The organism is Mycobacterium sp. NGS29 (assembly GCF_059812965.1).
The window spans coordinates 68,407-92,182 of sequence record NZ_JCALDR010000012.1 but is presented as its reverse complement, the minus strand read 5'-3'; the positions used below and the strand labels follow the sequence as shown (position 1 = coordinate 92,182).

Annotated in this window: 16 protein-coding genes; 11 read left to right on the top strand and 5 right to left on the bottom strand. The window is 66.4% G+C overall.

Features of this window, described 5'->3' with window-relative positions; translation table 11 throughout:
* Positions 1 to 160: 160 nt before the first annotated feature.
* A complete protein-coding gene (locus AC5Y5Z_RS17240) occupies positions 161 to 1,744 on the bottom strand; it encodes a gamma-glutamyltransferase family protein (protein ID WP_499926509.1) in 1,584 nt (527 codons plus the stop codon).
* A gap of 223 nt (positions 1,745 to 1,967) precedes the next feature.
* Entirely contained in the window at positions 1,968 to 2,879 is a 912-nt protein-coding gene (locus AC5Y5Z_RS17235) for an alpha/beta hydrolase-fold protein (protein WP_499926507.1), read from the bottom strand.
* A 55-nt stretch (positions 2,880 to 2,934) separates the two neighbouring features.
* Here AC5Y5Z_RS17235 and AC5Y5Z_RS17230 point away from each other — a divergent pair, with 55 nt between their 5' ends.
* On the top strand, positions 2,935 to 3,600 hold the full coding sequence (locus tag AC5Y5Z_RS17230) for a TetR/AcrR family transcriptional regulator (protein ID WP_463828431.1): 666 nt from the start codon (positions 2,935 to 2,937) through the stop codon (positions 3,598 to 3,600).
* Here AC5Y5Z_RS17230 and AC5Y5Z_RS17225 read toward each other — a convergent pair.
* The gene (locus AC5Y5Z_RS17225; RefSeq protein ID WP_499919040.1) at positions 3,554 to 4,309 is read right to left on the bottom strand and encodes a DUF429 domain-containing protein; all 756 of its coding nucleotides are present in this window, start codon (positions 4,307 to 4,309) and stop codon (positions 3,554 to 3,556) included. The two genes, AC5Y5Z_RS17230 and AC5Y5Z_RS17225, sit on opposite strands and share 47 nt — an antisense overlap.
* A gap of 180 nt (positions 4,310 to 4,489) precedes the next feature.
* Between AC5Y5Z_RS17225 and purB the strand changes: the two genes are divergently transcribed.
* From purB to AC5Y5Z_RS17195, 6 genes are all read left to right on the top strand, one after another.
* Positions 4,490 to 5,908: an adenylosuccinate lyase gene (gene purB, locus AC5Y5Z_RS17220; protein ID WP_499926505.1), complete on the top strand. Its 1,419-nt coding sequence runs from the start codon at positions 4,490 to 4,492 to the stop codon at positions 5,906 to 5,908.
* A complete protein-coding gene (locus tag AC5Y5Z_RS17215; RefSeq protein ID WP_463828434.1) occupies positions 5,905 to 7,155 on the top strand; it encodes a cytochrome P450 in 1,251 nt (416 codons plus the stop codon). The genes purB and AC5Y5Z_RS17215 overlap by 4 nt, the downstream gene beginning before the upstream one ends.
* 195 nt (positions 7,156 to 7,350) lie before the next feature.
* Positions 7,351 to 9,600 carry a serine/threonine-protein kinase gene (locus tag AC5Y5Z_RS17210; protein ID WP_499926503.1) on the top strand — a complete coding sequence of 750 codons (2,250 nt, stop codon included), beginning with the start codon at positions 7,351 to 7,353 and terminating at the stop codon, positions 9,598 to 9,600.
* A 119-nt stretch (positions 9,601 to 9,719) separates the two neighbouring features.
* Positions 9,720 to 11,489: a fatty acyl-AMP ligase gene (locus tag AC5Y5Z_RS17205; RefSeq protein ID WP_499926501.1), complete on the top strand. Its 1,770-nt coding sequence runs from the start codon at positions 9,720 to 9,722 to the stop codon at positions 11,487 to 11,489.
* A gap of 12 nt (positions 11,490 to 11,501) precedes the next feature.
* Complete coding sequence (locus AC5Y5Z_RS17200; RefSeq protein ID WP_499919033.1) at positions 11,502 to 11,777, top strand: acyl carrier protein; 276 nt, start codon at positions 11,502 to 11,504, stop codon at positions 11,775 to 11,777.
* Positions 11,777 to 15,943, top strand: a complete 4,167-nt coding sequence (locus AC5Y5Z_RS17195) for an aminotransferase class I/II-fold pyridoxal phosphate-dependent enzyme (protein WP_499926499.1) — start codon at positions 11,777 to 11,779, stop codon at positions 15,941 to 15,943. The genes AC5Y5Z_RS17200 and AC5Y5Z_RS17195 overlap by 1 nt, the downstream gene beginning before the upstream one ends.
* Positions 15,944 to 15,947: 4 nt before the next feature.
* Here AC5Y5Z_RS17195 and AC5Y5Z_RS17190 read toward each other — a convergent pair whose 3' ends face one another.
* On the bottom strand, positions 15,948 to 16,565 hold the full coding sequence (locus tag AC5Y5Z_RS17190) for a hypothetical protein (protein ID WP_463828439.1): 618 nt from the start codon (positions 16,563 to 16,565) through the stop codon (positions 15,948 to 15,950).
* 95 nt (positions 16,566 to 16,660) lie between these two features.
* Here AC5Y5Z_RS17190 and AC5Y5Z_RS17185 point away from each other — a divergent pair, with 95 nt between their 5' ends.
* Both AC5Y5Z_RS17185 and AC5Y5Z_RS17180 read left to right on the top strand, forming a co-directional pair.
* The gene (locus AC5Y5Z_RS17185) at positions 16,661 to 17,554 is read left to right on the top strand and encodes a phosphoribosylaminoimidazolesuccinocarboxamide synthase (protein ID WP_463828440.1); all 894 of its coding nucleotides are present in this window, start codon (positions 16,661 to 16,663) and stop codon (positions 17,552 to 17,554) included.
* Entirely contained in the window at positions 17,551 to 19,674 is a 2,124-nt protein-coding gene (locus AC5Y5Z_RS17180) for a S9 family peptidase (protein ID WP_499926496.1), read from the top strand. The genes AC5Y5Z_RS17185 and AC5Y5Z_RS17180 overlap by 4 nt, the downstream gene beginning before the upstream one ends.
* On the opposite strand, the gene AC5Y5Z_RS17175 is transcribed toward AC5Y5Z_RS17180, so the two are convergent.
* Positions 19,643 to 21,241 carry a DHA2 family efflux MFS transporter permease subunit gene (locus AC5Y5Z_RS17175; RefSeq protein ID WP_463828442.1) on the bottom strand — a complete coding sequence of 533 codons (1,599 nt, stop codon included), beginning with the start codon at positions 21,239 to 21,241 and terminating at the stop codon, positions 19,643 to 19,645. The genes AC5Y5Z_RS17180 and AC5Y5Z_RS17175 overlap by 32 nt on opposite strands.
* A gap of 94 nt (positions 21,242 to 21,335) precedes the next feature.
* Between AC5Y5Z_RS17175 and AC5Y5Z_RS17170 the strand changes: the two genes are divergently transcribed.
* Together AC5Y5Z_RS17170 and AC5Y5Z_RS17165 are read left to right on the top strand one after the other, a co-directional pair.
* Positions 21,336 to 22,040, top strand: coding sequence for a DUF2334 domain-containing protein (locus tag AC5Y5Z_RS17170; protein ID WP_463828443.1), 705 nt, complete (start codon positions 21,336 to 21,338; stop codon positions 22,038 to 22,040).
* Between the two features lie 23 nt (positions 22,041 to 22,063).
* On the top strand, positions 22,064 to 23,758 hold the full coding sequence (locus AC5Y5Z_RS17165; protein WP_499926493.1) for an FAD-binding dehydrogenase: 1,695 nt from the start codon (positions 22,064 to 22,066) through the stop codon (positions 23,756 to 23,758).
* The last annotated feature ends 18 nt before the right edge of the window (positions 23,759 to 23,776 follow it).

The window sequence follows — 23,776 nt, the reverse complement described above, 5'->3', positions numbered from 1 at the left end:
AGTCTCCTGCGATAGACATGGGCCAGCCTCGTTGCTGGCCTGCGAGTAGTGTATGGCCTTCATTTTAGATTTACTACCGAGCCACTCCCAGTTCACCTTTTGTTCACCTATGAATTCAACCAGAGACCAGCTGCCGCCGCAGTATGCGGCAAAGGTGCCGTCAGAACGCCGCGGCCTGCCCGTCCCGCCGCGGATCGCTGACCGCGAGATAACCGTCGTCCAGCCGCCAGATCGCCTGACAACTGCCGAACGAGTTGTAGTCGTCCACCGCGAGCAGGTCATGTCCGCGCCGGCGCAGCTCGTCGAGCGTCGAGGACGCGAACCCCCGCTCGCAGCTGACCTGTAGTCCCTGCACCCAACGGAACCGGGGGCCGTCACAGGCCGCCTGCGGGTTCTGTCCATAGTCGGCGATACGGACCAACACCTGCACGTGACCCTGCGGTTGCATCGGTCCGCCCATCACCCCGAAGCTCAGCACCGGTGCGCCGTCCTTGGTGACGAAGCCCGGGATGATCGTGTGGTAGGGACGCTTGCGGGGGCCGACACAGTTCGGATGTCCTTGCGTTGCAACGAAATCGAACCCGCGGTTCTGCAACGCTATCCCGGTGCCCGGTACCACCACTCCGGAGCCGAAGCCCATGTAGTTGGACTGGATCATCGAGACCATCATTCCGGAGGCGTCCGCGGCAGTCAGATACACCGTGCCGCCGCGGGGCGTCCCGGCGCCGGCCGGCTGGGCGCGGTTCGGATCGATCAAGGCCGCGCGCGCCTGCAGGTAGTTGCGGTCCAGGAGTTGGTCCGGGCGCACTCCCATGTGGTCGACGTCGGCGATGTACGCCAGCGCATCCGCGAACGCGAGTTTGAGCGCTTCGATCTGCAGGTGCACGCTATCCGCGGAATCGACTGGCAGGCTGGACATGTCGAAGTGCTCGAGGATGCCCAGTGCGATGAGCGCGACGATGCCCTGGCCGTTAGGGGGTATCTCGTGGACGGTGTAGCCGCGGTAGTGGCCGCTGATGGTGCCGACCCAGTCGGCTTGGTGCGCGGCAAGGTCGCCGGCCAGCATCGCTCCGCCATGGGCCCTGGAGTGCGCCTCCAATTGCTCCGCCAGTTCGCCGCGGTAGAAAGCCTCGCCGTGGGTCGCGGCGATCTTCTCCAGCGTGGCCGCGTGATCGGGGAAGCTGAACAATTCCCCGGGCCGTGGTGCGCGTCCGTCGGGCATGAAGGCGTCGGCGAAGCCGGGTTGGAGTGCGAACAGTGGCACCTGGGCAGCCCACTGCGCCGCGACAGTTGGCGAGACCGGAAAACCGTTGCGGCCGTATCCGATAGCTGGTGCGAAGAGCCGCTCGAAGGGCAGCTTGCCGAACCTGGCGTGCAGTTCGGCCCAGGCGGACACCGCCCCGGGTACCGTCACCGCGTTCCAGCCCAGCGCTGGAACTGGTTGTCCGGCAAAGTATTCCGGTGTCCAGGCGGCTGGGGAGCGACCCGACGCGTTGAGTCCGTGCAGTTCTTTGCCGTCCCACACGATGGCGAACGCGTCGGATCCGATGCCGTTGGACACCGGTTCGACGATCGTGAGCGTGACGGCGGCGGCGATCGCCGCGTCGACGGCATTGCCGCCGTCGGCAAGCATTCGCAGCCCGGCCTGAGCGGCCAGCGGTTGCGACGTGCACACCGCGTTGGCGGCCAGGATCGGCATGCGTGGCCAGGTATACGGGAAATCCCACCCGAACGGCGCGTTCACGATCGCGAGCGTAGCGCCGCCGAGCGTAGCGCCGCCGAGCGTAGCGCCGCGAGCGTCACGCTGGCGTGGCATTCACCGTCGAGTGCCACGCTGGCGTGACGGCTGGGCGATCGGCGAGGGTGGCGCCGTCGAGTGTCACGCTGGCGTGGCATTCACCGCCGAGTGTCACGCTGGCGTGACAGACAAAAGAGTCAGTCAGGTAGCCCGCGGCGTACCCAACCCATTACGCCGTCAGCAGCGGCGCCATCCACGTCAATTCGGCCGGCAACTGCGAGCTCCAGAATCCGCCGTTGTGCCCGCCCGGCGAGAAACCGCCTGCCGGCGGGTTGGGCAACTGGGCGATGAACTGCTTGGTCGCCGCATAGAACGGGTCGCTGTCGCCGCAGTCGATCCGGATCGGGATCGACGCCAGCGCCGGCATGCCCCACACCGAATTGGCCGCGTAATCCTCGGGTCCGTCGAACGCGCCCGGCGCGGCCGCCCCCGGCGAGGTCCATAAGGCCGGGCTCACCGCACAAATCGCCGCGGTGCGCCCCGCTCCCAATCGCCCGCCGAGCAACAGCGCGCCGTAGCCGCCCATGGACCACCCCAGGAATCCCACCCGCGAGGTGTCCAGTCCCTGCGCGTCCAGAATCGGCATCAGCTCGTTGAGGACCATCGCCCCGGCATCCTCGCCGGAGGCCCGCTTGTGCCAGTAGCCACCGCCGCCGTCGACCGCGACCACCGCAAACGGCGGCAGGCCGGCGTTGACCGCCTGCGCCACGCCCTGCTCGACGCCTCCGGCCATCACCGTGGCGGCGTCGTTGCCCTTGCCGTGCAAAGCGATGATCGGCCGCAGCGGCTTGGTCTGGCCCGGCGGCCGGGCGATCGCCCAATTCGTGGACACCCCACCGCGCGCGGCCGACACGAACGACCCGGTCGTCATCGTCGGAGCCACCTGTCCGGACGGCGCCGGATCCAGCGGCCGTGCCGGGGCCAATGGAACGTTTGTCCCAGTCTGGGCGATCGGTGCAGCCGCGGACTCACGGGCCTGAAACAGCATGTCGAACGCATATGCGCCGACTGCGCCGCCTACCGCGCTGACGCCGAGGCCCAACACGGTCCGACGGCTGATGTCAGGCATGCGGGCCATCATGCCATGTCCGTTTCGCGAAAATGGCAATGCAGTACCACTTTGACTGGCAGCATGGGTGGACGTGACAGCAGCAGTTACTCCAAAAGGAGAACGTCGGCGGTACGCGCTGGTGAGCGCTGCCGCCGAGCTGCTCGGCGAGGGCGGGTTCGAAGCGGTACGTCACCGGGCTGTCGCCCGGCGGGCGGGCCTGCCGTTGGCGTCCACCACTTACTACTTCTCCTCGCTGGATGATTTGATCGCCCGCGCGGTCGAACACATCGGGATGATCGAGGTGGCGCAACTGCGCGCCAGGGTCAACGCCCTGTCGCGGCGCCGCCGGGGGCCCGAGACCACCGCCGAAGTGCTGGTTGACCTGTTGGTGGGTGATGTGTCCGGCCCGGGACTCGCGGAGCAGCTGATTTCCCGGTACGAGCGTCATATCGCCTGCACCCGCCTGCCCGCGCTGCGGGAAAGCATGCGCCGCAGCCTGCGGCAGCGCGCTGAGGCGGTCGCCGAAGCAATCGAGCGGTCCGGCCGGTCGGTGCAGATCGAGCTGGTGTGCACGTTGATCTGTGCGGTCGACGGGTCGGTGGTCTCCGCGCTGGTCGAGGGTCGCGACCCGCGAGCGGCGGCATCGGCGACGGTGATCGACCTGATCGACGTGCTCGCACCGGTCGACCAGCCGCCGGTGCGGATCAGCCTCGCGGCCCCGGAGCCAAATCCGCCGGTAGCGACGGCGTAACGATGTGCCCGGTGGCCGCGTCCCCGTAGATCGTGATGTCGGCCGGGCGCCGGCTGGCATACAACGCCACATAGGCACAGACGACGGCGTCCACCGGATCCTCGGCCCGCCGTAGTTCGCTTTTGCGTTCGGCCGCAATGACTCCGCGTCGCAATGAGGTCCACTCGACGTTGCCGGTGACGTGCAGCGGCACCGGCGCGGTCGCCAGCGACTCGACGGCGTCCATCAGTCGCAGCAGTTCGGACTTCAGACCCTCGACGTCGCGCCCGGGCTTTGCCTTGTACTTCAGCGTCCGCGGCAGCCGAAACAACGCCACCGTCGCCGCGTGCGGGTAGACCTCGATCGCACGCCTGGCAGCTGTTGAGTACGGATCCAGGTCCAGCTGCAGCGCCCCGGCCAGGCGCGCCGCGCGCGGACCGTTGGAGAACTCCGGCTTTCCGGTGTTAGCCGGATGCGCACCCGCCTCGAACCTGCGGAAATCCCGGTTGAGTGCGGTCTCGGCGGGGCGCTGGCCCGTCGGGTTGGTCACCACCAGGGGCGCGTCGAAACCGACCAGGCAGTCGGCCTGAACGCAGCGCCCCAGCGCCGCCAGCACCTGCGCGTCGTCGCGGACAGCACCGACGCTCAGCAGGACACCATCGTCATCCAGCACCGCCACACCGGTCGGGTTGCGGCCCGCCCAGGCCAGGTCCACGCCGGCGAAGAACATGGTTAGAGGTAACCAGCACGCGTTGGCGCTGCGTTCAGGGTGGCGCTTACTCGAACTTTTGCGCCACCAGCGCAGAGTCAGCCACGAGGCCGAGCGGCCGGCGCCATCAGCGCAGGGTCAACCCCGCACGCGCCACCAGCGCAGCGTCAACCGGGCAGGCGAACCGTAAGCTGTGTGCCTGTGAGCATTCCGAATGTGCTGGCCAGCCGCTATGCCAGCGCCGATATGGTGGCGATCTGGTCGCCGGAAGCCAAGGTGGTCGCGGAGCGGCGCCTGTGGTTGGCCGTGCTGCAGGCCCAGTCCGAGCTGGGCGTGGAGGTTCCCGCCGAAGCGATCGCCGATTACCAGCGGGTGCTCGAGGTCGTAGATCTCGTCTCCATCGCGGAGCGCGAACGGGTGCTGCGCCACGACGTCAAGGCCCGCATCGAGGAATTCAACGCGCTGGCCGGTCATCAGCAGGTGCACAAGGGGATGACCAGCCGCGACCTGACCGAGAACGTGGAGCAGATGCAGATCCGGCAATCGCTGGAACTGGTGTTCGCCCACGGGGTGGCGGTGGCGGCCCGGCTCGCGGAGAAGGCGGTGTCCTACCGCGACCTGGTCATGGCCGGGCGCAGCCACAACGTCGCCGCCCAGGCCACCACCCTGGGCAAGCGGTTCGCCTCGGCCGCGCAGGAGACGCTGATCGCGCTGACCAGACTGCGGGAGCTGATCGACCGCTACCCGTTGCGGGGCATCAAAGGGCCGATGGGCACCGCGCAGGACATGCTCGACCTGCTCGACGGCGACGCGGCCAAGCTCGCCGAACTGGAACGGTCCGTCGCCGCGTTTCTCGGCTTCTCGACCGTGCTGACCAGCGTCGGGCAGGTCTATCCGCGTTCGCTGGACCACGACGTGGTCTCCGCGCTGGTGCAACTGGGTGCCGGACCGTCGTCGTTCGCGCACACCATCCGGTTGATGGCCGGCCACGAGCTGGTCACCGAAGGCTTCGCCGAGGGCCAGGTCGGCTCCTCGGCAATGCCGCACAAGATGAACACCCGCAGTTGCGAACGGGTCAACGGACTGCAGGTGGTGCTGCGCGGTTATGCGTCCATGGCCGCCGAGCTGGCCGGCGCACAGTGGAACGAAGGCGACGTGTTCTGCTCGGTGGTGCGCCGAGTCACCCTGCCGGACAGCTTTTTTGCTGTCGACGGCCAGATCGAGACGTTCCTGACGGTGTTGGACGAGTTCGGTGCCTACCCCGCGGTGATCCAGCGTGAGCTGGACCGGTATCTGCCGTTCCTGGCCACCACGAAAGTGTTGATCGCGGCGGTACGCGCCGGGATGGGCCGCGAGTCGGCCCACCACGTGATCCGCGACCATGCGGTGGCCACAGCGCTGGCCATGCGCGAACGCGGCGCCGAACCCGACCTGCTCGACCGCTTGGCGGCGGACCCCCGACTACCACTGGACCGGCCCGCGCTCGACGCGGCGCTGGCCGACCGGAACGCATTCACCGGCGCCGCCGCTGACCAGGTCGGCGAGGTCGCCGGACTGGTGGACCAACTGGTCGGGCGTTATCCGGAGGCGGCCAAGTACACGCCGGGGGCAATTCTGTGACTGCTACTCGTGCCGACGCGCTGTCCGCGATCGATTTCACCGATCTGGACAACTTCGCCCACGGGTTCCCGCACGAATTGTTCGTCGTACACCGCCGCGAGGCGCCGGTGTACTGGCACGAGCCGACCGATAACACCCCGGACGGCGAAGGCTTCTGGTCGGTGGCCACCTACCCGGAAACCCTTGAGGTGCTGCGAGATCCAGCCACCTACTCGTCAGTGACGGGTGGTGACCGGCCATTCGGCGGCACGTTGTTGCAAGACCTGGCCATCGCCGGCCAGGTGCTCAACATGATGGACGATCCGCGGCATGGGCAAATCCGCCGGCTCGTCAGTTCCGGACTGACGCCGCGGATGATCAGGCGCGTCGAGGACGACCTGCGCGCCCGGACCCGGCGACTGCTCGACGCGGTAGTGCCGGGTGAGCCGCTCGACTTCGTCGTCGAAATCGCCGCCGAACTGCCGATGCAGATGATCTGCATATTGCTGGGAGTGCCGGAGTCCGAACGTCATTGGCTGTTCGAGGCGATCGAGCCGCAGTTCGACTTCGGTGCGTCGCGCAAGGCGTCGCTGGCGCAGCTCTCGCTCGAGGAAGCCGGGACGCGGATGTTCACCTACGGACAGGAGTTGATCGCCGCCAAACGCGCTGAGCCCACCGACGACATGTTGTCGGTGGTCGCCAACGCGACGGCAGCCGACGCCGATACCCCGGTCATGACCGATCTGGAGTTGTACCTGTTCTTCAGCCTGTTGTTCAGTGCCGGCGCTGAGACAACCCGCAACGCGATCGCGGGCGGGCTGTTGGCGCTGGCCGAGCATCCTGACCAATTCCATTCGCTGCGTTCAGATTTCGACCAGTTGCCGACGGCGATCGAAGAGATGGTCAGGTGGACCTCGCCGTCGCCGTCCAAGCGGCGCACCGCCACGCACGACGTCACCCTGGGCGGGCAGGTCGTCTCGGCGGGACAGAAGGTGCAGATCTGGGAAGGCTCGGCCAATCGCGACGACAACGTCTTCGACGCCGCCGACGTGTTCGATATCGGCCGAAAGCCTAATCCGCACTTGGGTTTCGGGCAGGGCGTGCACTATTGCCTGGGGGCGAATCTGGCCCGGCTGGAATTGCGGGTGCTGTACGAGGAACTGTTGTCGCGGTTCGCCGCCGTGCGGATCGTCGAACCCGTGGAATGGACCCGCAGCAACCGGCACACCGGCATCCGGCACCTGGTCGTGGAACTGCACGGGGCCTGATCCGGCTCGCGGTATCGAGTCCGGCACCGGAGCATGACCGGGACCGGCAACCAGATTTTCAGCCCGTGACCCGGCTAATAACGCCTTTGCCGGTTTAGGATGCCACTGCGGCGTGGGCACGGTGGTGGTGCGTGCGCCGTCGAGAAGTCGCCGGGGCTGGTGGCCGGCGAGCGGTGCCCGGTAGCAGGAGCAGCGATGGACGAGACACGGTTAGAAGCCGGTACGCAATTCGGCCCGTATCTGCTCAAGCGGGTGATCGGCAGCGGCGGTATGGGGACTGTGTACGAAGCACAGGACACCACCATGGACCGAGTTGTTGCGCTGAAACTCATTTCGGGTCCCTACGCCCAGGATTCGGCTTACCGGCAGCGGCTACAGCGGGAGGCCCGCATCGCCGGACGGCTGCAGGACCCGCATGTGGTGCCGATCCACTCGACCGGCGAGATCGACGGGCAACTCTATGTCGACATGCGGCTGATCAACGGCACCGACCTGGACACCCTGTTGCAGCGTTCCGGTCCGTTGCCGCCGCACAAAGCGGTGTCGATCGTGCGCCAGATCGCCTCGGCACTGGATGCCGCCCACGCCGCCGGAGTGCTGCACCGCGACGTGAAACCGGGAAACATTCTGATCACCGCCGACGATTTCGCGTATCTGGTGGACTTCGGTATCGCCAACGCGGCCACCGAAACCAAGCTGACCCAGATGGGTGACGTGCTGGGCACGTGGACATACATGGCGCCGGAAAGGTTCCGCGGCGACGGGAGCGCAGTCACCCCGCGATCCGACACCTACGCGCTGGCGTGCGTTCTGGTCGAGGCGCTCACCGGGAACCCGCCGTTCTCCGGCGATACCGCGACTCTGGTCGGGGCGCACTTGACCGAACCGCCACCCCGGGTGAGTTCCCGCATGGGACTGCCCCCGGCGCTGGACGAGGTGATTTCGCGCGCCCTGGCCAAAAACCCCGACGACCGATACGCCACCAGCGGCGAGTTCGCCCGCGCGGCGGAGGAGGCTCTCGCGAGCCTGGGCAGCGCGACGGCGACCTTCACCATTCCGGGTAGTTCCGCACCCACGGTGCAGACCACACCCGGACAGCAAACATCATCCACGCAACCGCCGGTTCAGCAACCCTGGGCACAGCCGACTCCCCAGTACTATCCGCCCGGCCCCGCCGGGCTCGGCGGCCCATCGACCTTCGGGCCACAGGCGCTGTCGGGTAAGCGTAATCGATGGCTGCCGATCGCAGCTGCCGTCGTGCTCGTCGTCGCGATCGTGGCGGGCCTGGCTATCTGGCAGCTGACCAAAGGTGATTCCACTGCGGATTCCACCGATATCAGCAAACTCGATGTGGGGCGCTACGGCACGAAGCCGCGGTCCCTGCCCGGTCCGGCCACTGCAGATGAAGGCCGCTTCCTGGAGGCTTACCGCCTTGCCGAGGGTGTCACCGACCCTTATGCCGTCGACCCCCTGCTGGACCATGTCTACGGACAGGCGGTCCCAGACCCGGAACAGGCTGCCACCGCAATTTCGGGTACCGGAACGCCACTGACGCAACCGGTTCTGCAGAAGTACGGGATGATCTCCGGATATTTCATCGAAGGGATCTCCAAGCGCTTCCAAGAGTTCGTCCGCGACCGCACCGGGGATCTGGCGGTGATCATGTTGACGAGCTTCCCCAACGACGACGCCGCCGCCCGGGCCGCCGTGGAGATGGACTCAGTGGACTTCGCCGTCAACCCCGAAAACCAGGCCACTCCCATACCTGGCTATCCGCAGGCCAAGGCTCATTATCGGCCCGGTTCCCCGTCGGTCGGCGCCACCATGGCCTCGGGCAGGCTGGTGATGTCCATTGCGGTTCGCAGCGACAACAACCCCGACCTGTCTTATCTGACCAATCGCGTGCAGCGGATCTTGGACCTGCAGTTGCCGCTGGTGGGCAGACTCATTCCGGGTGCCGGTGTCGACCTCACTTCGATGCCGATCGATCCCGATCGGATGCTCAGCCGACTTTTCTTCGCCGGAGACCAGCCCAGAGTGTCACTCAATTTCGGCAGTATGGGCCCGCATGCTGCCGGTTTCTGTGCAGACAGCCAAGCCCGCAAAGACGGTTTGTACGCCGAAGCCGGAATCGACCGGTGCGCGTTCAGCTCTGACAGCGTCTTGCTGCGGACCAAGGATGACGAGGCCGCCAAGACGTTGCTGCCCAAGCTGGTCGAGGCCGAGCGGGGGGAGTACATGGACCACGAGGTGCCGCCGCCCAACGACATTCCCGGCGCCCGGTGTTACGAACAGAAACAGGAAATCGTGGCCGACAACGCCAACAGTCGGTTCGAGTGTGCGGTGAATTTCGGACGTTACATCGGGTGGGTGCACAGCAACGAGGACAAGGACGCGCGCCAGCGTGCGGCGGCGCAGTACGCCATCCTCGTCAACAGCGCCTGAGCCTGCGGGAATACGCCTGCGTGCCGAAACCGCAGGACGCCAAGAAATTGTTGAGAATGCTTTGAGGCCCGCCCACCAGATTGCTGTTCAACAGTGCAGCGAATCTGGGGAGTGCGGAGATGGTGGGTCCGGAAGCAACCGGGATAGCACAGGCCGTTCGGCCGCCGTTGCCGGCAACCGCGCACCTTGATCTGGTCTGCTGCCTGCGGTCGCAATTCGAAACCTACGGCGCTAGCCGGCATTTCGTCTTTCTGCGCGAGTCCGGACGAAGGATGATCGAAGAACGCGTCACCTTCGCTGACCTCGACCGCGGTGCCCGTGCGGTGGCGGTCTGGCTGAAGTCCCGCCCGGAGACCAGCCGGCCGGTACTGCTGTTGTTCGAGCCAGGCATCGAGTTTTGGATGACGTTCCTGGGCTGCGTCTACGCCGGTGTCGTGGCGGTCCCCGCGCCGTTGCCGCACGACGAACGCAGCTTGCAACGCGTCGCAGCTATCCTCCGCGACTCCGACAGCAGTCTGGTGCTGACTTCCGCCGAGCTGCGGGCCGTGATCGCCACGGGCATCGGCGACCTCGGCCTCGATCGCCCGATCACCTGCAGCGCCGACGACGACCGACCACCCGTGAATGCCGATGCGTGGACGATGCCTGAAATCACGCCCGACACAGTCGTCCTGCTCCAGTACACGTCCGGGTCGACCGGTGACCCCAAGGGCGTCGCCGTCACCCATGACAATGTGTTGCACAACGAGGAGGTTATCGCGCACGCGCTGGACGTGACTGACCAAGCCGTAGTGGTCGGTTGGGTCCCGCACTTCCACGACATGGGTCTGTTCAGTGTGCTGCTTTCCTTCGTTACCGGCGCAAACGCTGTCACCATGTCGCCGCTGGCATTCCTCAAACAACCGCTGCGCATGCTGTGGGCCATCAGTGACTACCGCGGAACACATTCCGCTGCGCCCAATTTCGCCTATGACCTGATCGCGCGCCGGGTGACGCCGGAGCAACTCGCCGGGCTGGACCTCGAGTCGTGGCGAGTCGCGTTGAACGGTGCCGAGCCCATCCGGTGGCGCACCATTGAACGGATCACCGGATTGCTTGCCCGGAACGGCTTTTCGCCATCGGCACTACGTCCGGCCTACGGAATGGCCGAAGTGACCCTACTGGCCACCGTCAGTCGCGGCGCACCGCGCCATCTCGACGCAGACACCGATGCCCTCGAACGCAATCGCTATGAAGCCGGCACGGACCACAGTGTGCGTCTGGTCAGTTCCGGTGAGCCGGGGCCGGGAATCGAGGTGCTCGTCGTCGACCCCGACACCCGCACGGTACTGCCCGATGGTCGGGTCGGCGAAATATGGTTGCGCAGTCGAAGTGTCGCCGCCGGCTACCACGGCAAGCCGGTCGAGACCGCAGACAGGTTTGCGGCATTGACCGACTACGGCACCGGCCCGTACCTGCGGACCGGCGACCTCGGATTCCTGCATGACGCGCAGCTCTACGTGACCGGCCGCCGCAAAGATCTGCTGATCGTCAACGGACGCAACCTCTACCCCCAGGACATCGAGGACTACGTCCAGACACTGCACCCGGCGTTGACGGGTGCACGGGGGGTCGCGTTCTCGGTCGACGTGGACGGCGGCGAACGACCGGTGGTGATTCACACCGTCAAGAGCAGCTTGCTCGGTGAGGTCACCTACGCCGAGCTGGCCGCCACAGTGAAGCGGGCCGTGGCAGGGGCTTTCGAGGTTCCCGCCCCCGTCGTGGTGTTCGTCGAACGCGGCGGCATCCACCTCACCACCAGTGGGAAGGTGCAACGAGCTTCGATGCGTACGGCGTTCCTACGCTCCCACCTGTCCCACGTACTGCACCACAGCCACAACGCCATCTGATGAGGAGCTTCGATGACCGCCCAACACCGTAACACCCTGCGCTGGTTGACTATTCGACTGGCTGCCGCCCTCGAAGTCGCACCGGCACTGGACCCCTTCGTACCCCTGGCGGACATGGGTGTCGACTCGGTGCGCGCGGTGAGCCTGGCCGGCGAGATCGAGACGCACTTCGACATCGATGTCGAGCCGACGCTGATCTTCGACTATCCCACCTTGTCGCACATCGCCGAATTCATCGGCACGGCCGTTGCAGAGCGAGTCGGCCACGTCGACGAAGCAGTCGCATGATGACCGACATCGCCGTTGTCGGCCTCGACTGCCGTTTTCCCAGAGCAACTGACCCGGCCGCACTGTGGCAGCTGCTGCTCGAAGGCGGCGACGGGGTGGACGAGATCACCGCGTCCGAGCGCTGGGATGGCGCCGCACTGCAGAACTCCGGAATCCTCAACCACCGCAATGCCGGACTGATCGCCGAGGCCGACGCCTTCGACAACGACTTCTTCGGCATCACGCCGCGGGAAGCCGCGGCAATGGACCCGCAGCAACGCCTGCTGCTGCACACCGCTTGGCGGGCAATCGAAAACGCCACGCTGGACCCGCGCGGACAGGCTGGTTCCCACACCGGCGTGTTCGTCGGTGTGATGGCGGCCGAATGGGCACATCTGCAGATGCGCGACTACACCCGGATCACCGCTCAAACCGGTGCCGGCAACGGCCACTTCATGACCGCCAATCGGCTGTCCTACCAGTTGGACCTCAAAGGTCCCAGTCTCGCGGTGGACACCGCGTGCTCATCCTCACTTGTCGCGGTGCACCTGGCGGCTCAGGCGCTGCGGCACCACGAATGTGACCAGGCCTTGGCCGCGGGGGTCAACCTCACCCTCACCCCGGCCATCAACGCGTTCTATACGCAGGCCGGGCTGGCCGCCCCGGACGGTCGCTGCAAACCGTTCAGCGCGGCGGCCGACGGGATCGGGCGCGGTGAGGGCGTAGCCGTCATCGTATTGCGCCGACTGGCCGACGCGGTGGCCGAAAACTTGCCCGTCTATGCCGTGATCAAAGGCAGCGCGGTCAACAGCGACGGCCGCAGCAATGGCGTCACCGCGCCGAATCGGTGGGCGCAGCAACAGGTTGTCGAAGCGGCCTGTCGTGCCGCCGGCATCGTCCCCGCCCAGATCAGCTTCCTCGAGGCGCACGGCACCGGGACGTTGCTTGGCGACATGATCGAGGTGAAGGCGCTGGCCCACGCCCATCGGCGGGGACGCGAAGAGCCCTGTGTGATCGGGTCCATCAAGGGCAACCTCGGTCACACCGAAGGCGCCGCCGGGATCGCCGGCCTGATCAAGGTGGTGCTCAGCCTGCATCACCGGATGGTGCCGCCCACGCGCTTCGCCGACGACGAGAACGCTGCGCTACGGCTGGGCGACGGTGGACTGCGATTGCTGTCCGAGCCCATGGCACTGCCGGCGGACGTGGTCTACGCCGGGGTGTCCAGTTTCGGTATCGGCGGCACGAACAGCCACGTGGTGCTCGCCAGCGCCGCTTCCGCGGCGCCCGTCCCGGCCACTACCGGTGGCGGGATCGTGACGCTGTCCGCTGACTCACCGGAAGGACTGCACCGCAACGCAGTTCGGCTTGCCGAGGACCTGGAGAACAGCACCGCACCGCTCGCGCAGTTGTGCTGGTCGACGAACAAGATCAAGGCGACCGGCAAGGTGCGCCTGGCATTGGCCGCTCGCGACCGCGCCGCAACCGTCGCGGCACTGCGCGCAGGAGACTTCGACACCGGTGCCGCCGGCGGGATTTCGGCGGGCTGGCTGTTCAGCGGACAGGGCACGCAGTATCCGGGCATGCACCGGGCGCTGTACGAGGACAGTGCCGCATTCCGCGACGCGTTCGACCGGGTCGAAAGCACGATGCTGCCGTATCTCGGCGCGCGCATCGGCCGGCTGATGGATGACGAACGCGTGCATCGCACCGAATTCGCACAGCCGGCGATCTTCGCCGCGCAGTATGCGCAGACGCAGGCGCTCGCCGCGGTCGGTGCCGAACCGGCTTGGCTGCTCGGCCATAGCATCGGCGAGTACGCCGCCGCGGTTGTCGCCGAGGTGTTCAGTCTCGAGGATGCCTGCCGACTGGTCGTGGCACGCGGACGTTTGATGCAGCGGCTGCCCGCCGGCGGCGGCATGCTGGCGATACACGCATCGGTCAACGAACTTCCGTTCCGTACAATGGATGTCGCGGCCGTGAACGGCGACGGCGAAATAGTGCTGTCCGGTGCGTTGGACGCCATCGAGCGCACGGCGGCATGGTGTGCCGAGGCAGGTATCCGCGCACGAAGGCTGGACGTGTCGCACGCCTTCCATTCGGAGTTGATGGAGCCGATGGTCGCGGAGTTCGCGGCCGTAGCCACGCAGTGCCGCTACCAGCTGCCGTTGATTCCGATGTTTTCCACTCTGCGCGGTGGCATTCCCGATCGCGACGAACCGATGGACGCGCAGTATTGGACGGCGCACGTCCGGGCCACCGTCCGGTTCGGTGCCGCGGTCACCGAAGCGCTACAGACGCACCCGACCCACCTGGTGGAGTTCGGTTCCCGGCCTACGTTGGCGCCGATGATCATCCGATCCCATCCGGATGCGCCACCCGTCCTGCCGGTGGCTCGCGGTGTGGCCGAAACCGCCGCGGCGCTGTACCGCGACGGACTGAACCCCGACTGGGACACCCTGTATCCCGCCGATGCCAGGGTGGCGCACCGACTCGGCGGATATGAATTCAGCACCGCGAACCGCTACCGGATCACCGAACAAGCCGGTCCAACATCCCGGCACGACACCGGCACCGACACCGACAAGGAGCCTACGATGGAAAGTCTGGTGGCACTGTTCCGCGAGCAGGCGGCCGTGCTCGCCGCATACCGCGGTATCGACCTGCCGGCCGAGCTGACTACGCAGCTCGAATCACCGTCGCAGGTGGACATCAGCGCCGTGGTGCGGGCCGAGATCGCCCGCGTCAGCGGGTTTCCCGCGGCGCGGCTACATCTGTCGTCGACCATCGTCGGCGACCTTGGATTCGACTCCATCATGGTGACCGATCTGATCAGCGGCTTGAAACGCAAGCTGCCCGGTCGCCAGGTTGATCTGGCGGCCTTCGGACCGGACACGATGATCGCCGATGTGGTTGCCATGGCCGGCGGCAGCGTAGGCGAGCCGGCCGAGGAAGCGACGCAGCCGCCCGCGGTCACCCCACAATTCCGGATCAGCGATTTCGATGAGGTCAAAGCGCTGGCAGAGCGGATCTCACTGGTCGACACCGCCGGCGTCGACAATCCGTACTTTGTGGTGAACGACGGCATCACCACCGACACCTCGATCATCAACGGTGTCGAGGTGATCAACTTCGCCAGTTTCAACTACCTGGGCCTGTCGGGTCACCCGGCAGTGGCTGAGGCCATGGCCGACGCAGTGCGCCGATATGGCAGCTCCTGCTCGGCGTCCCGCATGCTGTCCGGCGAGAAGCCGATCCACCGTGCGCTCGAACGCGAACTGGCCGATCTGCTCGGAACCCAGGATGCGCTGGCTCTGGTCAATGGGCACGCCACCAATGTGACATTGATCGGACACCTGCTCGGCGACCGCGACCTCGTCATCCACGACAGTCTCGCGCATGACAGTATCGTGCAGGGCTGCAAGCTATCTGGGGCCACTCGCCGACCCTTCCCGCACAACAATGCCGCCGCGCTCGACGAGCTGCTGACCGAAATCCGGCACCAGTACCGCCGCGTGCTGATCGTGATCGAGGGCGTCTACAGCCAAGACGGGGACGTCGCCGACCTGCCCGCCTTCATCGAGGTCAAGAAAAAACACCAGGCGTTGTTGATGATCGACGAGGCGCACAGCATCGGTGTGCTCGGAGCCGCTGGCGGTGGCGTCGGGCAACACTTCGGCGTCGACCGCGCCGACGTCGAATTATGGTGCGGCACAATGTCGAAAGCGTTGGCCGGCTGCGGTGGTTACGTGGCGGGAAGCCGGGAGCTGATCGAATATCTCAAATACACCACGCCGGGGTTCATCTTCAGCGGTGGCCTACCGCCGGCCATCGCGGCCGCGGCACTTGCTGCAATCACGGTGATGCGCAGCGAATCAGGCCACCTGCAGCGTCTGCACGAATCGTCGGCGCTGTTCTTGAGGCTGGCCCGGGAAGCCGGCCTGAACACCGGAGACAGTCAGGGCACCCCGATCATTCCGTGCATCGTGGGCAGCTCGATGACGGCGCTGCGGTTGTCGCACGCACTGCTCAGGCACGGCGTCAACGCCAACCCGATCCTCTACCCGGCCGTGCCCGAGGACCAAGCGAGGCTGCGGTTCTTCATCACCAGTCAACACACTGAAGAGCAGATCCGTTACGCGGTGCGGGTTCTCGCCGGGGAGCTCGCGCTCGTGCCGGCGGCGTGAGGACCTATTCCATCCGGAGCCTGACCCCCGCCGCGCGCAGTTCCAGCACGGCCAGCCCCCGGATCACGACGGGATCCTCGTAGCGCCACCCCCCGACCGGATCCGCGCTGACGGCGGCGAGCTTGGCCGGTGAGCGGTTGGCCAGTGCGCGCAGCGCCAACAGCTGCTGGCCGGCTGCGGTGGCGGCCAGCGCGGTCACGACCCACTTGCGCCGGAAGAACCGGATCCGCAGGTACAGCCACGGCATCGTCACCGCCAGGATCGGTGGCAACGCGACCGCCAGCGCCAGCACCCACGCCAGCCAACTGGCGGTGGTGTCCAGTTCGTGCCCGGCTCCGGCGATGTCCATCGCCGCCTGGCTGGCCGCGTTCAGGGGCTGGCCGAGCGCGTCGCCCAGCAGGGGAATGTTGTGCGCGCTGTGCCCGGCCGACGCCAGGTTGCCCGCCACTCCCTTCGAGCCGACTTCGACCTGCCGCCCGGCTTCGGCGATCGTGGCAATCGCCTCGTGGACGGCGAAACCGACGAAGACCCAGATCACCGTCCACAACGAGATGGTGATGTCGCTCATCAGTTGGCCGAAAAGACGGAAGGGCCGGGTCGAGTAAGGCAAGTACCGCGTCATGACACCGATACCAGCACAGCTCGCAGCAGAATGACATCGTCTTGCCGGGTCTCCTGCGGGTCTGCCCGGCCCAGCCTGCCCGATAGGCTGACCCGATGCGACCCGCATTGTCCGATTACCAGCATCTGGCCAGCGGCAAAGTCCGGGAGATCTACCGCGTCGACGACGACCATCTGCTCCTGGTCGCCAGCGACCGGATCTCGGCGTACGACTTCATCCTGGACAGCACCATCCCGGACAAAGGCCGCATCCTGACCGCGATGAGCGTGTTCTTCTTCGGCCTGGTGAGCGCCCCCAACCACCTCGCCGGGCCACCAGACGATCCGCGCATCCCCGACGAGGTGCTCGGCCGGGCCTTGGTGGTGCGACGGCTGGAGATGCTTCCGGTGGAATGCGTGGCCCGCGGTTACCTGACCGGGTCGGGGCTTGTCGACTATCAGGCCACCGGAAAGGTGTGCGGCATCCCGTTGCCGCCCGGGCTGGTGGAGGCCAGCAAGTTCAGCACGCCGCTGTTCACCCCGGCGACCAAGGCCGCACTGGGCGATCACGACGAGAACATCGCATTCGACCGGGTCATCGAACTGGTCGGCGGGGTACGCGCCAACCAACTGCGCGATCGCACCCTGCAGATCTACGTGCAGGCCGCCGATCACGCCCTGAACAGAGGAATCATCATCGCGGACACCAAGTTCGAGTTCGGCACCGACGCGCACGGAAACCTGTTGCTGGCCGACGAGATCTTCACCCCGGATTCGTCACGGTACTGGCCGGCCGCGGACTACCGGCCCGGGGTGGTGCAGACCGCGTTCGACAAGCAGTTCGTCCGCAACTGGCTCACCAGCGCCGAGTCCGGATGGGACCGGCACGGCACTGAGCCGCCGCCACCCCTGCCGGACGACATCATTGTCGCCACCCGAAACCGGTACATCGAGGCATACGAACGGATTTCGGGTAAGAGCTTCGACGACTGGATCGGTCCCGGCGCATGACCGAACGGTTGGCACCACCCGTGGCCAAACGGGTGGAGACCCGACGCGAGCACCATGGCGACGTCTTCCTCGATCCCTACGAGTGGTTGCGGGACAAGGACAGTCCCGAGGTCATCGCCTATCTGGAGGCGGAGAACGCGTACGTCGACCAACAGACGTCTGACTTGGACACATTGCGGCACCAGATATTCGACGAAATCAAGGCGCGGACCAAGGAAACCGACCTGTCGGTGCCCACCCGCCGCGGCGCCTGGTGGTATTACGCCCGCACCTTCGAGGGCAAGCAGTACGGTGTCCACTGCCGTTGCCCGGCAAGCGATCCCGATGACTGGAACCCGCCCCGGTTCGACGAACACACCGAGATTCCCGGTGAGCAGGTGCTGCTCGACGAGAACGAGGCGGCCGACGGTCACGACTTCTTCGCGCTCGGCGCTGCCAGTGTCAGCCTCGACGCGAACCTGCTGGCTTACTCCGTCGACACCGTCGGTGACGAACGTTATACGTTGCGGTTCAAGAACTTGAATACCGGCGAGCTGTATCCCGATGAGATCGCCGGGATCGGCGCCGGCGCGAGCTGGGCCGCCGACAACCGCACCGTCTACTACGTCACCGTGGACGACGCCTGGCGGCCGGATACCGTGTGGCGCTACCGACTCGGCGCGGGGCAGCCCGCCGAGCAGGTCTATCACGAACCCGACGAACGGTTCTGGCTGGGGGTCGGACGCACCCGCAGTGACGCCTACATGATGATCGCGGCAGGTTCATCGGTCACGTCCGAGTACCGCTACGCCGACGCGGCCGACCCCGAAGCGCAGTTCACTGTCGTGTTGTCCCGCCGCGAAGGGGTCGAATACTCGGTGGAGCACGCCGTGGTCGGTGACGAGCAGCGGTTCCTGATCCTGCACAACGACGGCGCGGTCAATTTCACGCTGGTGGAAGCCCCGGTCGACGATCCGTCCCGGCAACGCACTCTGATCCCGCACCGTGACGACGTCCGCCTGGACGGTGTGGACGCCTTCGCCGGTCACCTGGTGGTCAGCTACCGACGGGCAGCATTGCCCCGAATTCAATTGTGGCCGTTCGCCACTGACGGCGGCTATGGTGATCCCGGAGAAATCACCTTTGACTCCGAACTGATGGCGTCGGGGTTGGGCGCCAACCCGAACTGGGCTTCACCCAAGCTGCGGGTGGGCGCCGGGTCGTTCGTGACACCGGTGCGGATCTACGACATGGACCTGCGCACCGGCGAGCGGACCCTGCTCCGAGAACAACCGGTGCTGGGCGGCTACCGTCGGGCCGACTACGTGGAGCGACGCGACTGGGCCATCGCCGAGGACGGGACCCGGGTCCCGGTCTCCATCGTGCACCGAGCCGACATCGAATTCCCCGCTCCGGCACTGATCTACGGCTACGGGGCCTACGAGATGTGTGAGGACCCGCGGTTCTCCATCGCCCGGTTGTCGCTGCTGGACCGCGGGATGGTCTTCGTCGTCGCCCACGTGCGCGGCGGTGGCGAGATGGGCCGGCTGTGGTACGAACACGGCAAGTTGCTGCAGAAGAAGAACACCTTCACCGACTTCATCGCGGCGGCACAGCATCTGGTGGAATCCGGCCTGACCCGCCCGCAGCAGTTGGTGGCACTCGGCGGCAGTGCGGGTGGTCTGCTGATGGGGGCGGTAGCCAATATGGCGCCGGAACTGTTCGCCGGAATCCTTGCCCAGGTGCCGTTCGTCGACCCACTGACCACCATTCTGGATCCTTCACTGCCGCTGACCGTCACCGAGTGGGACGAGTGGGGAAACCCCCTGCAGGACAGCGATGTCTACGCGTACATGAAGTCGTACTCGCCGTACGAGAACGTCGCCGGCCGGCCTTACCCGGCGATCCTGGCGATGACCTCGCTGAACGACACCCGGGTGTACTACGTGGAACCGGCCAAGTGGGTGGCGGCGCTGCGACACAGCAATCCAGACGGAAACCCCATCCTGTTGAAAACCCAGATGAAGGCCGGCCACGGCGGTATCAGCGGCCGCTACGAGCGGTGGAAGGAAACCGCGTTCCAGTATGCGTGGCTGCTGACGACCGCCGCTAACCAGCCGGCGTCTTGGGCAGAAACTTAGCCGGGATGAGCGTGATCAGCACCAACGCGGTCGCGATCACCCATACCACTGTGTAACAGTGCGAAAGGTCGTGCACGAGGTTCGTGCCGAAATTCGGGTCGAGGGTCCGCGGCGGTACCGCTGCCGGGTCCAACGCAGCGTGGCGTCGCACCGCCTCCTCCTGTAGCCGACCGAGTTCGTTTGCCGCGGCGATGTTTTCACTGCGGTTGAACTGGCTGGTGAGCACCATCGACATCAGTGCCGTCCCGATCGAGCCGCCCACCTGCAGATTGACGCTGATCAACGTGGAACCGCGGGCGATCTGATGCGGGGCCAGGGCCTGCACTGACGCCCCCGACAGCGGCATCATCGTGCAGCCGGTGCCCATGCCCATGATGGTCAAACCCACCGCCAGCAGCGGCAGGTAGCCGGCCTGGCGGGCGACACCGAAGGTGAAGATACCCAGCCCCACCGCAATCAGCGTGATGCCGACCAGCACCATCTTGCCGGGACCCTTGCGGTCCATGAACACCCCGGCCCACGGCATGGTGAGCATCGCCCCGATGCCCTGGGGGATCAGGTGCAATCCGGATTGCATCGGCGTCTGGTGCAGCACCTGCTGCAGATAGCTCGGGAGCAGCAACACCGAACCGAAGAACGCGATGGCGAACAGGAATGCCGTCACATTGGCATTGGTCACCACGGGGTTCTTGAACAGCCGCAGGTCCACCAGCGGATGCTCGGCGCGGAACCAGGCGTGCAGCAGGAACGCCCCGATCAGCACCAAGCCGGCCACTGCCGGTATCAACACCTGGCGATCAACCACGGTGCCGTGGCCGGGAATGGCGGACACCCCGAAGAGAAAGCTCGCCAATCCCGGGGACAGCAGCAGGGCGCCGACCGTGTCGAATGTCTCAGACGGTGCCGGCTGATCCCGCGGAAACACCAGCGCCGCAAGGACGAACGCGCACAACCCGATCGGCAGGTTGATCAGGAAGATCCACGGCCAGCTGAAGTCACCGATCAGCCAGCCGCCCAAGATGGGGCCGCCGATCGGACCGAGCAGCATCGGGATCCCGAGCACCGACATCAACCGGCCCAGCCGCTTCGGACCGGCCACCCGGGTGAGGATCATGAATCCCAGCGGCATGAGCATGCCACCGCACATGCCCTGTACCGCACGAAAGACATTGAGCAACAGGATGTTGGGGGCGATCGCGCACAGCATCGAGCCCGCCATGAACGCCAGCACCGACCCCATCCACAGCCGTTTGGTGCCGAACCGGTCGGCCGCCCAGCCCGCCAGCGGGATCACCGTGGCCAGCGCGAGGGTGTAGCCGGTCATGGTCCAGCCGACGACGGCCTGGGTCGACTCGAACTCGACGATGAACGTGCGTTGCGCGACGCTGACGACGGTGCTGTCCAGCCCCATCATCAGCGAGGCCAGGATGCACACCCCGGCGGTTCGCAGGGTCGGCGCATCCAGTTTGTCGGGGTAACCCCCGACCTGGGCCGGCCCCGCTGCGGCGGTTCGCAACGCGGGGTCGACTGGTGGGGAAAATGCCTCATCCATGGCGTTGCTGAGCATATCTAACGGCCTGCCTCCGGCGACGGGGCCGATAGACGTCTGCCGTCAGTGTGTCCTTCACCGTCTCGACATCTGGCATCGGCAAACTACCTGCGTGTCTGGAAAACTGATCGTCTCGGTCTCAGGGATTGGCGAGCACACCCTGGCCGACGTGGCTGACTTCTGTGCGCAGATGGATTCCCGCGCTGTTCCGGTGTCCTTCCTGGTGGCGCCGCGTCTCGGTGACCGCTACCGACTGGACCGCGACCCCCGCACCGTGGACTGGCTGACCGACCGGCGCGCCCACGGCGACGCCCTGGTGCTGCACGGCTACGACGAGTCGGCGACCAAGAAGCGGCGCGGCGAGTTCGCAACCCTGCACGCCCACGAGGCCAGCCTGCGACTCAAGGGGGCCGACCGGGTGCTCGAGCACCTGGGGCTGCGCACCCGACTGTTTGCCGCACCCGGCTGGCTGGTCTCGCCCGGAGTCGTCAAAGCGTTGCCGCGCAATGGATTTCGACTTCTCGCCGACGCCTACGGAGTGACCGATCTGGTTCGGGACACCACGGTGCGGGCCCGGGTGCTTGGTATCGGCGAAGGATATCTGGCCGAGCCGTGGTGGTGCCGGATGGTGGTGATGTCAGCCGACCGGGTCGCCCGGCGCGGCGGGGTGGTCCGAATCGCCGTCGCCGCTCGCCACCTGCGCAAGTCCGGTCCGCGGCAGGCCATGTTGGACGCCGTCGACCTGGCTCTGCTGCAGCAGTGCACCCCGATGGTGTACCGCTGGCAGGCCGACAAGGCGGTCCTGGACGCCGCTTAGCTCGATGCGGGCCGCCCACACCGGTGGCACTAACGTGTATCGACATGAGCGATGCGAGTCCTGGTTCCGACGGGTTCAACGCCGACGCGATCATCGTCGGAGCCGGGCTGGCCGGACTGGTCGCAGCGTGCGAACTGGTGGACCGCGGGTTGCGGGTATTGATCGTCGACCAGGAGAACAGCGCCAACCTCGGCGGGCAGGCCTTCTGGTCGTTCGGCGGCCTGTTCTTCGTCAACAGCCCCGAACAGCGCCGACTGGGCATCCGCGACAGTCCTGAACTGGCCCTGCAGGACTGGCTGGGGACGGCTGCGTTCGATCGTCCCGAGGACTACTGGCCAGAACAGTGGGCACATGCCTATGTCGACTTCGCGGCGGGGGAGAAGCGCAGTTGGCTGCGCACCCGGGGCCTGAAGATCTTCCCGCTGGTGGGCTGGGCCGAACGCGGCGGTTATGACGCGCAGGGGCACGGTAATTCGGTTCCGCGGTTTCACATCACCTGGGGGACGGGGCCGGCGCTGGTCGAGATCTTCGCGCGACAACTGCGTAACCGGCCGAATGTGCGGTTCGCGCACCGGCACCAGGTCGACCGGCTGATCGTGGAAAGTGACGCGGTGACCGGGGTCCGGGGCACCGTGCTGGAACCGTCGGACGAAGCCCGTGGCTTCCCGTCATCGCGAAAAGCAGTGGGAAAATTCGAATTTCGTGCCTCAGCGGTGATTGTGACCAGTGGCGGTATCGGCGGCAATCACGATCTGGTGCGCAAGAACTGGCCGCGACGCATGGGCCGGGCGCCCAAGCAGTTGCTCAGCGGGGTTCCGGCACACGTCGACGGCAGGATGATCGGCATCGCGCAGAAGGCCGGCGCGCGGGTGATCAACCCCGATCGGATGTGGCATTACACCGAGGGCATCACCAACTATGACCCGATCTGGCCGCGGCATGGCATCCGCATCATCCCGGGGCCGTCGTCGTTATGGCTGGACGGGGCGGGAAATCGGTTGCCGGTCCCGCTCTATCCCGGCTTCGACACGCTGGGCACCTTGGAGCACATCGCCCAGACCGGCTACGACTACACGTGGTTTGTGTTGAACGCCAAGATCATCGAGAAAGAGTTCGCCCTTTCGGGTCAGGAGCAGAACCCCGACCTGACCGGTCAGAGTGTCCGCCAACTGTTGCGGTCGCGGACCCGATCCGGGCCGCCCGGTCCGGTGCAGGCATTCGTCGACCAAGGAGTGGATTTCGTCACCGCTGACTCGTTGGCGGAGCTGGTGGACGCCATGAACGCGTTGCCCGACGTGCAACCGCTGGACTACGAGACGGTCCACGCCGCGGTCACCTCGCGGGATCGCGAGGTGACCAACAAATTCACCAAGGACGGGCAGATCACCGCGATCCGCGCGGCCCGTACCTACCTGGGCGACCGGCTGGGCCGGGTGGTGGCGCCGCACCGGCTGGTCGATCCCAAGGCCGGACCGCTGATCGCGGTCAAGCTGCACATCCTCACCCGAAAGACGTTGGGGGGCATTGAAACCGACCTGGACTCGCGGGTGCTGAGGTCCGACGGCAGCGCAGTGGCCGGGTTGTACGCCGCTGGTGAGGTCGCCGGCTTCGGTGGAGGCGGTGTGCACGGCTACCGGTCCCTGGAGGGCACCTTCCTGGGTGGCTGCATCTTCTCCGGACGGGCCGCCGGCCGCGGCGCCGCCGCGGACATCACTTAGCCGGAACCCCCGCGCAAC